The 15,830-nt window shown below is 69.1% G+C and carries 12 protein-coding genes; 4 read left to right on the top strand and 8 right to left on the bottom strand.

Annotation, left to right across the window (positions count from 1 at the left end; translation table 11 throughout):
- Window positions 1–138: 138 nt before the first annotated feature.
- Together pepN and B7K24_RS10810 are read right to left on the bottom strand one after the other, a co-directional pair.
- Window positions 139–2,727: an aminopeptidase N gene (gene pepN / locus B7K24_RS10815; protein ID WP_084130346.1), complete on the bottom strand. Its 2,589-nt coding sequence runs from the start codon at window positions 2,725–2,727 to the stop codon at window positions 139–141.
- 83 nt (window positions 2,728–2,810) lie between these two features.
- Window positions 2,811–3,398, bottom strand: a complete 588-nt coding sequence (locus tag B7K24_RS10810; protein WP_159449229.1) for a hypothetical protein — start codon at window positions 3,396–3,398, stop codon at window positions 2,811–2,813.
- Between the two features lie 187 nt (window positions 3,399–3,585).
- Between B7K24_RS10810 and B7K24_RS10805 the strand changes: the two genes are divergently transcribed.
- Window positions 3,586–4,956 (top strand): MFS transporter, encoded by a 1,371-nt coding sequence (locus B7K24_RS10805; RefSeq protein WP_200808335.1) that lies wholly within the window; start codon window positions 3,586–3,588, stop codon window positions 4,954–4,956.
- Here B7K24_RS10805 and B7K24_RS10800 read toward each other — a convergent pair.
- Together B7K24_RS10800 and B7K24_RS10795 are read right to left on the bottom strand one after the other, a co-directional pair.
- Window positions 4,941–5,324 (bottom strand): MarR family winged helix-turn-helix transcriptional regulator, encoded by a 384-nt coding sequence (locus tag B7K24_RS10800; RefSeq protein ID WP_159449228.1) that lies wholly within the window; start codon window positions 5,322–5,324, stop codon window positions 4,941–4,943. The genes B7K24_RS10805 and B7K24_RS10800 overlap by 16 nt on opposite strands.
- Window positions 5,325–5,557: 233 nt before the next feature.
- Window positions 5,558–6,025 (bottom strand): tRNA (cytidine(34)-2'-O)-methyltransferase, encoded by a 468-nt coding sequence (locus tag B7K24_RS10795; RefSeq protein ID WP_084130342.1) that lies wholly within the window; start codon window positions 6,023–6,025, stop codon window positions 5,558–5,560.
- A gap of 70 nt (window positions 6,026–6,095) precedes the next feature.
- On the opposite strand from B7K24_RS10795, the gene B7K24_RS10790 reads away from it, so the two are divergent.
- The gene (locus B7K24_RS10790; protein ID WP_373994167.1) at window positions 6,096–8,012 is read left to right on the top strand and encodes an ABC transporter ATP-binding protein; all 1,917 of its coding nucleotides are present in this window, start codon (window positions 6,096–6,098) and stop codon (window positions 8,010–8,012) included.
- Between the two features lie 68 nt (window positions 8,013–8,080).
- Here B7K24_RS10790 and B7K24_RS10785 read toward each other — a convergent pair whose 3' ends face one another.
- Complete coding sequence (locus B7K24_RS10785) at window positions 8,081–9,838, bottom strand: chloride channel protein (RefSeq protein ID WP_200808334.1); 1,758 nt, start codon at window positions 9,836–9,838, stop codon at window positions 8,081–8,083.
- A 68-nt stretch (window positions 9,839–9,906) separates the two neighbouring features.
- Between B7K24_RS10785 and B7K24_RS10780 the strand changes: the two genes are divergently transcribed.
- The gene (locus B7K24_RS10780) at window positions 9,907–10,359 is read left to right on the top strand and encodes a MarR family winged helix-turn-helix transcriptional regulator (RefSeq protein WP_084130340.1); all 453 of its coding nucleotides are present in this window, start codon (window positions 9,907–9,909) and stop codon (window positions 10,357–10,359) included.
- Window positions 10,360–10,630: 271 nt separating this feature from the next.
- On the opposite strand, the gene B7K24_RS10775 is transcribed toward B7K24_RS10780, so the two are convergent.
- The gene (locus tag B7K24_RS10775) at window positions 10,631–12,568 is read right to left on the bottom strand and encodes a M13 family metallopeptidase (protein ID WP_084130339.1); all 1,938 of its coding nucleotides are present in this window, start codon (window positions 12,566–12,568) and stop codon (window positions 10,631–10,633) included.
- 78 nt (window positions 12,569–12,646) lie between these two features.
- On the opposite strand from B7K24_RS10775, the gene B7K24_RS10770 reads away from it, so the two are divergent.
- Complete coding sequence (locus B7K24_RS10770) at window positions 12,647–13,096, top strand: ribose-5-phosphate isomerase (protein WP_084130338.1); 450 nt, start codon at window positions 12,647–12,649, stop codon at window positions 13,094–13,096.
- Between the two features lie 100 nt (window positions 13,097–13,196).
- Here B7K24_RS10770 and eis read toward each other — a convergent pair whose 3' ends face one another.
- Together eis and B7K24_RS10760 are read right to left on the bottom strand one after the other, a co-directional pair.
- A complete protein-coding gene (gene eis, locus B7K24_RS10765; RefSeq protein ID WP_084130337.1) occupies window positions 13,197–14,468 on the bottom strand; it encodes an enhanced intracellular survival protein Eis in 1,272 nt (423 codons plus the stop codon).
- Window positions 14,469–14,561: 93 nt separating this feature from the next.
- Window positions 14,562–15,821, bottom strand: coding sequence for a GNAT family N-acetyltransferase (locus B7K24_RS10760; protein WP_084130336.1), 1,260 nt, complete (start codon window positions 15,819–15,821; stop codon window positions 14,562–14,564).
- Window positions 15,822–15,830: the final 9 nt, after the last annotated feature.

The raw sequence follows: 15,830 nt of genomic DNA, 5'->3' as shown, positions 1-15,830 counted from the left end.
TCTCCCATGCCACGGCCGGGGACGTGAGACGGGCCGATGCCGTGGCGGGCCCTCGTATGCGAGCTCGCCACGGCATCGGCCGCACAAAAAGCGGCGGGGACGGCCAGGAGGCCGTCCCCGCCGCTTCGTGCGAGCGATTTAGTAGTCGCGCTCCTGGTTCGCCAGGGCCCGGCGCACGCCGTCGCGACCCTCGACGATGAGCCGCTTCAGCGCGTCGTGCGCGTCCGCGTTCGCCTCGAGCCACTGGTCCGCCTTGTCCTGCAGGTCCGCGACGCGGCCCGCGAGTTCGGTGGGGTAGAGGCCCTCGATGAGGTTGGTGGCGATCTCGTTGGTCTTGTCCGCGTAGATCCGACGCACGGACGCGAAGTACTCGTCGACGTAGGGCTCAAGCAGTGCGAGGTCGTGCACGTGCGTGAAGCCTGCGGTCGCCTCATACTGCAGCGCGTTCGGCATGTCCTTCTCGGCGTTGACGAGTGCATTCCAGGTGGCGCGCTTGCCCTCGGCGGTGGGGATCGCCGCACGCGCGTGAGCGGCGCGACGCTGGCCCGAGGCCGAGCCGTCCTTCGCGAGCTGCAGCTCGATGGCCACCTCGCCGGCACGACCGCCGGCGACCAGGCCGATGAGCAGGTCCCACTGCAGGTCCTTGTCGATCTCGAGGCCCTCCAGGTGGAGCTTCTCGTCGATGAGGCCCTGGAGGTTGTCCAGGTGCAGGTCGGACTGGGCGTGCGCGGCGAACGCGCGCACAAACTGCAGCTGGTTGTCGGAGCCTGCAATCGCCTCGATCGCGAGCTTCCACAGCTGCTCGGCGACGTGCTGAGCGGCGTCCTCCTCGTGAGCGGGGTGGACGTAGAGCGCGAGCGTGGTGGTGAGCTGACGCAGCAGCACCATCACCGTCGTCGACTCGGTCTCACGGCCGATGTTCTTCAGCACCAGGTCGATGTACTGGCGTGCCGGCATCTCTCCGTCGCGAGTCATGTCCCACGCGGCGGTCAGCACCATCGAGCGGGCCAGCGGGTCGGTGAAGGCGCCCACGTGCTCGACGGCGGTCGCGAGGGACTGGTCGTCCAGGCGCACCTTGGCGTAGGCGAGGTCGCCGTCGTTCACCAGGATCAGCGCGGGGCGGTGCTTGCCGACCAGCTCCGCGACGTCGGTGCGCTCGCCGCGCACGTCGATCTCGACGTGCATGGACTGCTCCAGGCGCGTCACACCCTTGTCGTCGACGACGACGTCATAGCCGCCGATGCCGAGACGGTGCGGACGCTGCGTGGGCCACTCCTCGGGCACCTCCTGCAGCACCGCGAAGGCCGCGATGTCGTCGTTCGAGTCCAGCTCGATCTCGGGACGCAGCGTCGTGATGCCGGCCTTCTCGAGCCACACCTCCGACCAGCCGGACAGGTCGCGGCCGCTGGTGGCCTCGAGCTCGACGAGCAGGTCGCGCAGGGTGGTGTTCGAGTGGTGGTGCTTGCGGAAGTACTCGGCGACGCCGGCGAAGAACTCGTCCTGGCCCACCCACGCGGCGAGCTGGCGCAGCACCGAGGCGCCCTTGGCGTACGTGATGCCGTCAAAGTTGACCTCGACGTCCTCGAGGTCCTTGATGTCCGCCATGATCGGGTGCGTGCTCGGGAGCTGGTCCTGACGCGCCGCCCAGGTCTTCTCGAGGGCGTTGAAGGTGACCCAGTTGTTCTTCCACTTCGTGGTCTCGACGGTCGCCACCGTCGAGGCGTACTCGGCGAACGACTCGTTCAGCCACAAGTCGTTCCACCACTTCATGGTGACGAGGTCGCCGAACCACATGTGGGCGAGCTCGTGCAGCACGGTGACGGTGCGGCGCTCGACACGGGCCTGCGGCGGCTTGGAGCGGAACACGTAGTCCTCGAGGAACGTGACACAGCCCGCGTTCTCCATGGCGCCCGCGTTGAACTCGGGCACGAAGATCTGGTCGTACTTCTCGAACGGGTAGTCGTACTGAAACTTGTCCTCGTAGAACGTGAAGCCCTGCTGGGTGTCGTCGAGGATCACGTCCGCGTCGAGGTACGGGGCGAGAGCGGCGCGGCAGTACACGTTCGCGCGCAGCTCGCCCTTGCGGGACTGCACCGTCCCCTGGACCTCGTGGTACGGGCCTGCGACGAGGGCGGTGACGTAGCACGGCAGCTTCACCGTCTCGGTGAACTCCCAGCGGACCTTGCCGCGCTCGACGTCGGCGATCGTGATGGTGCCGTCGACGGGGGAGAACGTGCCGGGGTTGTTGCTCAGCACGTGCCAGTGCTCGGGTGCGGTCACCGTGAACTGAAACGTGGCCTTGAGGTCGGGCTGCTCGAACACGGCGTACATGCGGCGCGTGTCGGCCACCTCGAACTGGCTGTAGAGGTAGACCTCGCCATCCTCAGGGTCCACAAAGCGGTGCAGGCCCTCGCCGGTGTTCATGTACGCGCACTCGGCCTCGACGACGAGTTCGTTGTGCTCGGCAAGGTTCGGCAGCGTGATGCGGCTGTCCGCGAAGTGTTCGGCGGGGTCGAGGTCCTCGCCATTGAGCACGATGCGGTGGACGGCCGGGGCGATCAGGTCGATGAAGGTCGTCTCGCCGGCGGTGGCGCCAAAGCGGACGGTTGACGTCGAGCGGAAGGTCTCCTCGGAGGTGGTGAGGTCGAGCTCGACTGCATACGCCTCGGTGGAGACGATGGCGGCGCGGGCTTCGGCCTCCGCGCGGGTGAGGTTAGTACCAGGCATGAGGCGATTCTGTCACGCGTGGCGCAAACGGCACGCATTGGACGGCTTGGCCAAGAGCGAACGAGCCCGAGGGACCGACGCTCCTATCGGTGCGAGCGCTGCGCCATCTCCTCGGCGAGTCGCTCGGCGACCTGCAGACGATCGTCGTCGTCCGGCGCGGAGTAAATCACCTGGTGAACCACGCCTGCAAAGACCACCACCACCGCCGCGAAGCCATCGCCGTCGCCGCCAAAGGCGACGTCCGCGCCCTCGACGGCCAGATGGGTATGGGGTAGGCCGTCGGCGTCGGCATCGGCCGTGGCCTGCTCGACGAACGCTCCGATGTCGGTGATCGTGGGGTCGACCATGACGGTCACCTCGGCAGTCTGGGTCGCGTCGTCGCGAGCGTCGGCAGACACCCACCTGCATGTGGGCAGCGCATCGGTGTGCGCGTCGGGGTCGTCCGCGGTGGCGGCGGGCTCCATCGCGTGCCCCGTCGCGCTTGCGAGGGTGGCGCCGTCGAGGAGGCCGCAGGCCGATGCCGCGATGGCTGCCACCCCCGCCCCGCCTTGCGTCGTGCCGGGGGTGGGTTCCGACCTTGGTAGCGCCGTCTCGGACGCGCCTGCGGTGGGAAGGGCGGGTGGCTCGAAGGTGCCCGGCCCGGAGAGGCAGCCGGACAGCATCAGTGCCATGACGACGCCGCTGGCCCACGCGCCGTGACGGGCCCGCGCGTGATGAGAAACATGGTGCACGCCGACCTCCCCTCAACTCCGCAGGCGGGTCGGCCGCGGCCCGCCTACGCCGGGTCCCCCTCGCCCGGTGACTCGAGGCTAGAACCTCGCGGCCGCGCTGTCACGTGCTCGCCCGTAGACTGCCGCGGTGAGTCACGAGGAGCCGGGCACGGCCGCACCGCCAGCGCGTCGGCGGCGCCTGGTCGATCTCGCGCCGTTGAAGGAGTCGCCCGCGTTCGCGCGGCTGTGGATTGGCGGCGCCGTCGCGGGTATCGGCGCTCAGATGACGGTCGTCGCGGTCGGCCTGCAGATCTACGAGATCACCTCGTCCACGTTCGCCGTGGGGCTCGTGGGCGGCATCGCCCTGCTGCCCATGATCGTGGCCGGGTTGTGGGGAGGTGTCCTCGCCGACGTCTTTGACCGCCGCCGGCTACTCATTGCCTCGTCGCTCGTGGCATGGTCCTCGACGCTCGCTCTTGTTGCGCTCGCGGCCTGGGACGTCGCGCGTCATGCCGACGGTGGCCACGCACCCGTGTGGCCGTTCTATGTGGTGACGACCCTCAACGCGGTCGCGTCCACCATCTCGAGCGCGACCCGCGGCTCGGTCGTGGGGCGCATCCTCGCGCCACACCTGGTGTCGCGTGCCACCGCGCTCAACGGCATCGCGTTTGGCGCGACGCTAACGCTCGGGCCGGCGCTTGCGGGCGTGATGGCCTCGTCGGTCGGTCTCGCATGGACGTTCGCGATCGACGCGATCCTGTTCACGGCGGGCTTCCTGGGCGTGTGGACCTTGCCTGCGCTGCCGCGCCTGGGGCGTCAGGTGGAGGCGGGGTGGGGCATGCTCCGCGAGGGGGCAGGGTTCCTGCGACGTAGCCCCAACATCAGGATGAGTTTCATCGTTGACGTCGTGGCGATGACCTTCGGTCGCCCCTATGTGCTGTTCCCCGCGCTCGGTGCGACGGTGGTGGGTGGAGGTTCGCTCACGGTGGGGGCGTTGACCGCCGCCGGGGCGGTGGGAACCATCCTGGTGTCACTCTTCTCGGGACCCGTCGCGCACGTGCATCGCCATGGCGTGGCAATCGCGCGCGCCATCACCACCTTCGGCGCCTTCGCGGTGATGTTCGGCGTCGTGGTGCTGGTGATGGAGGGCGTGGACCACACGGCCGCACCGGGCTGGGAGGGAATCTTCTGGCCCGCGATGATCCTGCTGGCCGTCGCCATGGCGGGACTAGGTGCCTCCGATGAGGTGAGCGCCATCTTCCGTCAGACCATGATCATCCAGGCCTCGCCCGACGAGATGCGCGGGCGCCTCCAAGGCATCTTCGTGGTTGTCGTCACCGGGGGCCCGCGCGTGGGAGACATGTATGCGGGCATCCTCGCCACCGCCGTGGGCCTGTGGTGTCCGCCGCTCCTCGGAGGGCTCGCGATCATCGGCCTCATCGCCGTCCTCACCCGTGTCCGTCGCGCCCGCACGGGAGAGACGTTCCGCCAGTACGACGATCGTCACCCGGTGCCGTAGCGCCGGCCGGTGACTTCTGGTTCGAGCCTCCACAGCTCGAGCCCCGCCCGCGCGTATCCCTCGATGGACATGACGCGGCCTTGGCGCAGGTGCGTCGCCACGTATCCGCTCCACCGCTGGTCCTCCTGAACGGCCGTCGAGAACACGTGCTCGTACTCGCGGTAGCCCTTGGCGGTGGGCGTCACCAACCGGCACCTGCCGTCGTGCGGGTGGGGCTCGACATTGACGAAGCCGCGCAGCGCCATGCGCCGCACCATCTGGGTCACGGCGGCGGCGCTGGTGAGCGCGCGGTTCGCTAGCACCACCATCGGCACGCCACTGGGCGCGCGCGCCACATGCTGAAAGAGGAACGCCTGCTGCAGCGTCATGAAGAAGAGGGGATCGGGCGCGACATTAGCCGCCACATCCCGCTGCCGCGCCTCCAGAATCCGCACGGTGTTTACGAGGGGAGCGTGCTCGCTGAGGGAAGGGGGTCTCTCGTCTCGCATAGTTAAGACGTTAAGGATCGGTGACGAGGGTGGCGCCTTCCTGCCAGGGACGGTGGATGCGGCCGATGCCGTGGTGGGCCTGTGTACGACGCCCGGCCTTCGTGCGAGACGGCTTAGGCGGCAAAGCCGCCTTGGCGCCACGCCTCGTACGTTACGAGCGCCGCGCAGTTGGCGAGATTGAGTGACCGGCGCCCCGGCAGCATCGGAATGCGCACCCGGTCAGTCACGCGCTCGTGAGCCATGACCTCCTCGGGAAGCCCCGTGGGCTCGGGTCCGAACACCAACACGTCGTCCGGCCGGTACTCGATGTCGGAGTAGAGGGTCTCGGCGTGCGCGGTGAACGCGAAGACGCGCGAGTCCGGCATGGTCGCGAGCATCGCGTCGAAGTCCGCGTGAACGGTCATGGAGGCGAGGTCGTGATAGTCCAGTCCGGCGCGCTTGAGCTTGGGCTCCGACAGGTCGAAGCCGAGCGGTTCGACGAGATGCAGCGGTGCCCCTGTACAGGCGGACAGGCGGATCGCGTTGCCCGTGTTGTTGGGGATGCGAGGCTCGAAGAAGACAACATGCGGGGCGGCAGACATAGGTGCATTGTCCCAGGCGCGGGCATCCGGGCGGTGAGGGGTGGCATCGGCCCGCCATAGGCTTACCGGCATGAGCATGTCTGCCCCGCCTGGTTCGCGCCGCAGCGCGCTCGGTGGCCACGGGCCGGGCCGGGGCGTGTCGGGCCGCGACGAGGCCGCGCAGCGCGCCGCCAACGCCGAGGCTCCCCAGATCCCCGACCTGTGGAGCCGCGTCCTTGCTCTGTTCACGCCGTACCGCGCATCGCTCGCGCTTACCGCGGCATTGGTGATCGTGACGGCCTCCGCTGGCGTCGTCCCGCCGCTCATCATCGAGCGCATCTTCGACAGCGCGCTTTTTCCGGCCGACGGAACGGGACCGCGCCTCGACCTGCTTGCGGAACTCGTTGCGCTCGTCATCGTGATCTTCATCGCGACCGCCGCGCTGGGGGTGTGGCAGACCTATGTCACGGCGAGCGTCGGCAACCACGTCACCGGCGACCTGCGCACCCGGCTGTTCGACAAGCTCCAGTCAATGGACCTCGCGTTCTTCACGCGGACGAAGACCGGCGTGATCCAGTCGCGTCTACAGAACGACGTGGGCGGCGTCTCGGGCGTGCTGACCACCTTCGTGTCGTCCGTCATCGGCAACACGGTCACGGTGCTCGCGTCGCTCGTCGCCATGATCCTGCTCGACTGGCGGCTGACGCTCGTCGCGGTCGTCCTGATGCCGGCGCTGGTCGCCATCCAGCGGCGTGTGGGCCAGGTGCGGGCGCGACTCGCGTCACGCACCCAGGAGTCGTTGTCGGAGATGACCGCCATCACGCAGGAGACGCTGTCCGTCAGCGGCATCCTGCTGTCTAAGGTGTACAACCGCCAGCGCCTCGAATCCGAGCGCTACGGCGCCGAGAACGCCAACCAGATCGACCTCCAGGTCCGCCTGTCGATGTCGGGGCAGTGGTTCTTCGGCCTCGTCACGGTGATCATGAGCTCGGTGCCGGCCGTCATCTACCTGGTGTCGGGCCTGCTGATCGCGAGGTCCAACGACCAAGGCATCGACCCCACCATCACCGCCGGCACCATCGTCGCTTTCACGGCGATCCAGGGGCGGCTGCTGTTCCCGCTCATGGCGCTCATGCGCGTGGCCCTGGAGATCCAGACCTCCAGGGCGCTGTTCGCACGCATCTTCGAATACCTGGACCTCACTCCTGCCATCGTCGATGCACCCGATGCACCCGATGCGCGCGACGTGGCGTCCGCCCCCGGCCCCGTGGGACGAGTCGAGTTCCGCGACGTGATGTTCCGCTATCCGGATGCCGGAGCGGACCGCGCCGCGACGCTCGACGGCGTGAGCTTCGTGGCGCAGCCCGGTCAGACCGTCGCGTTCGTCGGTCCCTCGGGCGCGGGTAAGACCACGATCGTGTACCTCGCAGCCAGGCTCCATGAGGCATCGTCAGGAGCGGTCGAATTTGCGGGCGCAGATGTGCGCGAGCTCACGCACGAGTCAATCGTGGACCGCATTGGCGTGGTGAGCCAGGAGACCTACCTCTTCCACGCCTCCATCGCCGAGAACCTCCGGTATGCACGCCCAGAGGCCACCGATGCAGACCTCGAGCAGGCGTGCCGCGCGGCGAACATTCATGACCAGATCATGACCTTCGAGGACGGCTACGACACGATCGTGGGGGAGCGCGGCTACCGGCTCTCGGGTGGAGAGAAGCAGCGCATCGCGATCGCGCGCGTGCTGCTGAAGGACCCGCCAGTGCTGCTGCTCGACGAGGCCACGAGCGCGCTGGATACCGTGTCAGAGCGCGTGGTCCAGGCGGCGCTCGAGCGCGCGGCCGAGGGGCGCACCACGCTTGTGGTCGCACACCGCCTATCGACGATTGCCGACGCGGATGTGATTCACGTGGTCGACGGCGGCCGCATTGTCGAGTCGGGCAGCCACAGCGCCCTCATCGCCGCGGGGGGCCTCTACGCGCGCCTGGCTGCCGAGCAGCGCCGGGACTGACGCCGCGCTCGCAACCGCGCTCGCAACCGCGCTCGCAACCGCGCTCGCAACCGCGCCCGCACGCGGGCTCAGGCGGTCTGTGTCACTGCCTTGAGGACCACGTCGTGGCCCAGCCACCCGACGACGCGGCCGGCCTCGTCGAGCACGGGAAGGCCGTCATCGGTGTCGCCCCCGAGCATGGTGTCGAGCACGCCATCGAGGGCATCCTCGGGACCGATGTGGTCGCGCCACTGCGATACGTCCGCGACGACGAGGCTCTCGGCGTCGTCGTCATCCGCGAGGGCCCGGGCGGCGGCGTCGGCCGTGACAATGCCCACGTACAGGCCGTCGTCCGAGACCACGGGAAGGCTCGAGCGGCCCGCCGCGAGGATGCGGTGTGCGGCGACCGTGGCCAGCGTCCCAGTCCCGAGCGTGGGAGGGGTCGCCGCCATCAACTCGCGGACCTGCACATGGGCGAGCCTGGCGGTGCGCGCGGCGTGGCGTGTGAGGTCGATGCCGCGCCGGCGCAGTTTCGCCGTGTAGATGGTCTCGCGGCTCAGCAGCGAGGACGTCGCGGTCGCGATCACCACGGCGAGCATCAGCGGGAGAATGACCGAGTATTCGCCCGTGAGCTCGAAGAGGATCAGCACCGCGGTGATCGGCGCGCGAGAGGATCCCGCGAACACGGCGGCCATGCCCACGATCGCGTACGCACCGGGGGAAAGGTCGAGCCCGGGAACCACGGCATCGGCCGCCTGCCCGACGGCGGCGCCGAGCATCGCGCCCAGGAACAGCGACGGCGCGAACACGCCTCCCGAGCCGCCGATGGCGATGGTGAGGGAGGTGGCGACCACCTTGGCGACCAAGAGAAGGAGGAGGAACGGGACGACATAGTCGCCCATGACGGCGCCCTCGAGCACGGGGTAGCCCACGCCATACATCTGTGGCAGCACGAAGACCAATACGCCCAGGAGCAGGCCGCCCGCGGCGGGCCGGAGCCATTCTGGCCCGCGCCAGACGCGGTCGGCCGCGTCCTCGAACCAGTACAGGACCTTCGAGAAGCCCACGCCGAGCGCGCCGGCGGCAAGCCCGAGGGCGGCGAAGAGGGCGTATTCGCTGACGTGGCCCACGGAAAACTCGGGCAGGACGAGGAATGCCTCGTTCCCGAGGATGCCGCGTGCGATGACGGACGCGGTCACGGAGGCGATGACGACCGCGGCGAACGAGCCCACCGCGAACGATCCGAGCAGGAGCTCAAGCGCGAAGAAGACTCCGGCCAGCGGCGCGTTGAACGTCGCCGCGATACCGCCGGCGGCGCCGCACGCCACGAGCAGGGGCAGCTGTGCCCCGGGGACACGGACCATGCGACCGAGCGTCGATGCGAGCGCAGAGCCGATCTGCACGATGGGGCCCTCGCGGCCCACCGAGCCGCCCGAGCCGATGGTCACCGCGGAGGCCACCGCCTTGACGAAGGCGACCTTACCGGCGATCCGCCCGCCCTTGCGCTGGATCGCGTACATCACCTCAGGGACGCCGTGGCCGCGCGCCTCGCGGGCGAATCGGTGCACCAGCGGGCCGTAGATCAGGCCGCCGATGACGGGCGCCAGGATGACGAACCATCCTCCGAGTCCGGGCACCCACGGATGTGACGGGTGGTCGGTGGTCGCGGCGTAGTCGGGCTGGCCGGAGAAGGCGAGCGTGGCGTGCTCGACGAGCCAACGGAACGCCACGGCGCCGAGCCCGGATAGGACGCCCGCGACGACGGCGAGACCGAGCAGGGTGGCGCGATCGGAGCCCGCGACCCGGAGGGTGGGGCGCCATTGGACGAGGGGGCGGGGAGGAGTCACTCGGCTTCCAATACTTGCTGGCGTGCAACTGTTGCACCCTAGCACTCACTCACGCCTACGATGAGCGCATGGATTCCTCGGCCGACGCGACGATGACCGCCTCGCGGGCCCTCCTCGGGCACGTGGCACGCTCCCTCCAAGGAGCCCTCGAGCATGTGACGTTGCCCCAGTACCGCGCTCTCGTGGTGCTCGCCGCCGCGGGACCACAGCGCATGGGGGCGCTCGCGGTCACGCTGGGCGTCCACCCCTCGACGCTCACGCGCACCGTCGAGCGGCTGGTGGCCGGAGATTTCGTCACCCGGGAGTCCGCGCCCGACAACCGTCGCGAGGTCGTCATCGCCCTCGCGCCCGCGGGCGAGGCGTTGGTGGCCGATGCCATGGCCAGGCGTCGCGACAGCGTCGCCGCGACGCTCGAGCGTCTCTCGCCCGACGAGCGGGAGGCGGTGCGCCGGGGGATGGAGCTCTACGCGGCCGCCGCGGAGGAGCCCGGCGCCCCCGACCTGCTGACGCTCGGGATGTAAACCCCGCCACCGCATCGGCCGCCGTCAAGAAACGCCGAAGGGCGGGACCCGATCCACTGGATCAGGCCCCGCCCTTCGGGTCTCGAAAGGTTGCGGGTCGACTAGTTGCCGCAGCCGCAGCTTCCGCCGCAGCAGCCGCCGGTCTTCTCGGCGGCCGCGTCATCCGCGGTCACGTCGATCAGGTCGATGTTCGTCTTCTCAGCCATATGCGGCCTCCCGTCTCACGGTGACAGCCCCACCACGGGGCCTCACACCACTGTAAACCCGTGGGCTACCAGATGGATACCCGCTCCTCGGGGGCCAGGTAGAGCTCGTGGTCCTCGCTCACGCCGAACGCGTCGTACCAGGCATTCATGTTGCGCACGATGCCGTTGACGCGGAACTCGCTGGGGGAGTGCGGGTCCATCGCGATGCGGGTGACGAGGGCCTCGGAACGGACCACCATGCGCTCGGTCAGCGCGTAGCCGATGAAGAAGCGCTGCTTGGCGGTGAGGCCGTCGACCTCGGGCGCCTCGTCGATGGGGTGGCCCAGCGCAATCTCGTAGGCCTTGAGAGAGATCTCGACTCCCGCGAGGTCGCCGATGTTCTCGCCCACGGTCAGCGCGCCGTTGACGTGGTGCGAGCCCTCGAGCTGGCGCGGCGAGTAGCCGTTGTACTGCTCGATGAGGGCGTTGGCACGCTCCATGAACGCGCTGCGGTCCTCCTCGGTCCACCAGTCCTCGAGCGCGCCGCGGCCGTTGTACTTGGAGCCCTGGTCGTCGAAGCCGTGGCCGATCTCGTGGCCGATGACCGAGCCGATGCCGCCGTAGTTGATCGCGTCGTCCGCCTCGGGGTGGAAGAACGGCGGCTGCAGGATCGCGGCGGGGAAGACGATCTCGTTGGCCATCGGCAGGTAGTACGCGTTGACCGTCTGCGGGGTCATCAGCCACTCGGTGCGGTCCACGGGCTGGCCGATCTTCGACCACTCCCAATCCTCCTCGAAGGCCGAGGAGGCGCGCACATTGCCCACCAGGTCGGTGGGGTCGGCGGCGAGGCCCGAGTAGTCGCGCCACTTGTCGGGGTAGCCGATCTTCGGCGTGAACTGCGCGAGCTTGTCGAGCGCGCGCTCCTTGGTCGCCGGGGTCATCCACTCGAGGGACTGGATCGACACCCGGTATGCCTCGATGAGGTTCGCGACCAGCGCGTCCATGTCCTGCTTGTGCGACGGCGGGAAGTGCTCCTTGACGTACTCCTGGCCCACGACCTCGCCGGCGACGGCCTCGACGAAGCCCACGCCACGCTTCCAGCGCTCGCGCTGGGTGAGGGCGCCGGACAACACCGTGCCGTAGAACTCGAAGTTCGCCTTCGAGATCTCCTCGGTGAGGTAGGCGGCGCGCGAATTGACGATGCGCCATGCGAAGTAGCGCTTCCACGTGTCGAGGTCGGTGGCCTCCCACAGTTGGGCGATGGCCTCGATGTAGCTGGGCTCGCCGACGACCAGCAGGTCGTGCGCGGCGGCGGGCATCTCGATCGCGTCAGTCCACGCGCGCCACGGGAACGCCGGGGCCGTGGCCGTCAGCTCGCTGAGCGTCGTGGGGTTGTGCGTGAGCTCGGCCTCGCGCGACTTCACCACGTCCCAGTGGTGCTTGGCGATCGCGGTCTCGAGCGCGAGCACGTCGGCGCCGGTGAAGTCGCGACCGGTCAGCGCCGCCATGCGGTCGATGTGCGCCGTGTACTTGTCGCGCACCTCGGCGTAGGAGTCCTCGCGGTAGTAGGCCTCGTCGGGTAGGCCGATGCCGGACTGGCTCATGTAGACCACGTTGCGGTCGGGGTCGATCTTGTCGGCGAAGACGTAGTAGCCCACGAGGCCCGTGACACCGGTGCGCTGCAGGCGGCCGATGGCGGCGGCCAGGGCGTCGTGGTCCTGCGCGGCGGAAAGCTCGTTGAGGTCGGCGGTCAGCGGCTGGGTTCCCAGCGCGCTCAGGCGGCCGACGTCCATGAAGGACGCGTACAGGGCGCCGATGAGGGAGTCCTTGTCGGCCGCCTCGATGATCTCGCGCGTGTGCTTTTCCGCCTCGTCGCGCAGGGTGTAGAAGCTGCCGTCGGCCGAGCGGTCGTCGGGGATGACGTGGGCGTCCTCCCAGGGCCCGGAGACGTAGCGGAAGAAGTCGTCGCCGGGACGGATGGTGGGCGAGAACTCGGACGTGTCGATGCCGGAATGCAGTGCCATGGACTCACCCTAGGGGCGTGCGCACGCGAGCGCGGCGCCGTTTCGCTCTCGGCGTGGCCCGTACGGCATGATGGGCGCATGCGCATCCACATCGCCGCGGACCACGCCGGATACGAGCTCAAGGAACACCTCAAGAAGCACTTCGCCGACGGGGGCTACGAGGTCGTCGATCACGGCGCCCACGAGTACGACGCCCTCGACGACTACCCGTCGTTCTGCATCGCGGCGGGAGAGGCCGTGGCGGCCTCGGGTTCCGACCTCGGCATCGTCATCGGTGGCTCCGGCAACGGCGAGCAGCTCGCGGCGAACCGCGTGCCCGGCATCCGCGCCGCCCTGATCTGGTCCGAGGAGACCGCGCGCCTGGCGCGCCAGCACAACGACGCCCAGATCGGCTCCATCGGCGCGCGCATGCACTCGCTCGACGAGGCCACCGCGATCGCCGACGCCTTCGTCCACGAGCCCTTCAGCGAGGACGCCCGTCACCAGCGCCGCATCGACGAGATGATGGCGTACGAGACGCAGCGCTAGTCCTAGCGCCCGGGTTCGAGTCCCCACGGGACATGAGGGTCGAAAAACGCGGGTCTGCGACCCTCATGTCCCGCCAGTACGCACGCGAGCGGGTTGGCGCCTAGAAGTCCCAGTTGGTGAGCGGCGCCACGGGCGACATCATGGCCACCGCGAGCTCGCGCGCCTGGCCGGGCGTGTGCTCGTGGATCTGGCCCGCGGCGGCGAGCGCCTCGACGGAGGTGCCGCCCAGGTAGATCGTCGACAGGTGGCGGGCATCCATCGACAGGTCCGCCTCACCGTGCGGGTTATCTGAGAGCTTCGTGACGGTCGCGTCCGCGCCCGAGACCACGATGCGCCACACGCCCGCGTTGTCCGGCACGTGCTTGTCGGTGAGCGCGAACGTCACCGAGCAGTCGTGGAAGTACTCGCGCGACTCGAGCGCGGTCTCGACGTCCAGCAGGCGCACCCACAGGTTGTCGATGACCTTGGAACGGATGCCGCGCGAGTCCTTCAGCTGGTACAGCAGCGGGTCATCGGTCGCGAGGTTCTCGGTGTTGGTGGTGCCGACGAGGTCGAAGTCGGTCAGCGTGGCCCACAGGCGCTGCGAGGCCGCGGCGTTCAGCGAGCCATGCTCGCGCACCTGGCACACGCCGTCGTGGATGCCCAGCTCTGAGTCGGGCTTGCGGCGGAAGAACGCGTACGCGACCGGCTCGCCGCGGTCCTCGACGATGCAGATGCGCCACTTCTCGTAGCCGTGACGGTTGCCCACCGGGTCGGTGAAGCGGGCGTTGCGGCCCGAGCCGACCGGGTTGATGATCGTCGCGGGCCGGGTCAGCTTCGCCTGAAGGTCCGACACCAGCTCGTCGTGCTTGTCGAAGTCGGCGCGCTCGAGGCGCACCGTGAGGTCGTCGGCGCCCTCGACGGGCCACATCTTGGAGCCGCGCGGGATGGACGCCTTGACGGTCTGCGACGCCATGCCGTAGCCGAAGCGCGAGTAGATCTCGGCCTCCATCGCATATAGCGCGCTCACGGCCTCGCCGCGCTCAATGCACCGCGCGAAGTGGTCGTGCATCATCGCGGTCATGAGGCCGCGGCGGCGGTGGGCGGGGTGAACGCCGAGCCACGACAGACCCGCAGTGGGGACGCGCCGGCCACCTGGCGTGACCATCTCGGTGCCAAAGCTCGCGTGCACGGCCGCGATCTCGCCCAGCTCGCCGCGACGGTCGTCCGTCACCTGCAGCGCGCGGGCGCGCTCGGTGGGCAACGCATCGACGTAGTCCTGGCGGTCCTCGATGAGCCATTCGCCCACGAAGGCCCACTGCACGACCTGGAAGAACTCGTCGAGTCGGTCCTCGGGGACGGAGATGGACTGGTAACCCTCTGCCTTCTTCATGCTTCTACCTTTTCAGGTTTTGGTTCAGTAAAGAAATCGTGAGGTGTTCTTCTCTTCGGGGAATGCGGCCGATGCCGTGGCGGGGTGACGTCGTCAGAACCCGATATTGCAGGCGGGGGCGAGGTCGGACAGCATGGCACGCGAGAGCTCGCTGGCCGCGCCGTCGCGGTGCTCCCTCACCAGGCCAGCGCGTGTGAGAGTGGCGATCGAGGTGCCGCCCAGGTAGGCCGCGCCGAGTTCTTGAATGCTCATCGCGAGGTCCGCGTCGTCGTCGGTACGGGTCACCGTCGCCTCGCCGCCCGTGACGCTGATGCGCCAGGTCCCGGCGTTGTCGGGCAACTGGGTGTCCTGGATCGCGACCGTGACGTCGCAGTCGGCGGCGTAGCCGCGGCCCTCGAGTGCGCTGGCCACATCCAGGATGCGCACCCACAGGTTGTCCTCGATTGACGCGCGGGCGCCGCGGGGATCGACCAGGAGGTGAAGCGTCTCGTCGTCGAGTGCGATGCGGGAGAGGGCGGTCTTGGACATGAGGTCGAAGTCGACGAGCACGCGCATCAGGCGCGCCGTGGCATGCGGCGCGGCCGAGCCCCACGCGCGCACCTGCACCTTGCCGTCGGGGGAGTGGAGGTCCCAGTTCGCCTTGCGATTGAGCAGCGCCCACGCGAGCGGGCTGTCGCCGTCGCGCACGATCACGATGCGCAGCTCGTCTGCGCCGTCGCGATCGGCCTCGATATCGAGGAACGCCTCCGCGACCGTGACCTCCTCGAAGTCCACGATGCTTCCGGGCCGGGTCATCGCGGATTGCACCTCCTGGAGCACCGAGGCGTGGCGCTCGTAGGAGGCCGAGTCGATCTCGACGATGAGCTCATCCGCGCCGGCACTGTCGCGCAGTTTCGCGCCGCGCGAGAGTTCGATCATGGCGGTGCGCGCGGCGAGCCCGTAGCCGAAGCGCTGGTAGATCTGTGTCTCAGACGCGTACAGGGCGCTGATCGCCTCGCCGCGGGCGCGGGAGTTCGCAAAGTGATCCGCGATCATCGCCGTCAGTAGGCCGCGGCGACGGTGGCCGGGATGCACCGACACCCAGGACAGCCCCGACGTGGCGAGCGAGTGCCCGCCCGGCACGGCGAGGCGGAAGCGGAACGACGTGTGCGCCGCGGCGAGGGTGCCGATGGTGCCCCGTGAGGCATCGGCCACCTCGACGGCTCGCCCGGCGCCGAAAGGGTAAACCCGGGTGATGAAGTCGGCGTCCTTCTGGGGCACCGTGAACGCGAACGCGAACGAGGTCACGTGAAGCACGTCGCGTGCGCGGGAAGCGTCGGTGGAGATGAGGCGGTAGCCGTCGGCGAGGGTCATACCGGGATT

The sequence above is a fragment of the Demequina sp. NBRC 110055 genome (genome assembly GCF_002090135.1).
Lineage (GTDB): Bacteria > Actinomycetota > Actinomycetes > Actinomycetales > Demequinaceae > Demequina.
The sequence above is the reverse complement of the archived record's forward strand: the minus strand, read 5'-3'. Positions and strand labels throughout refer to the sequence as shown.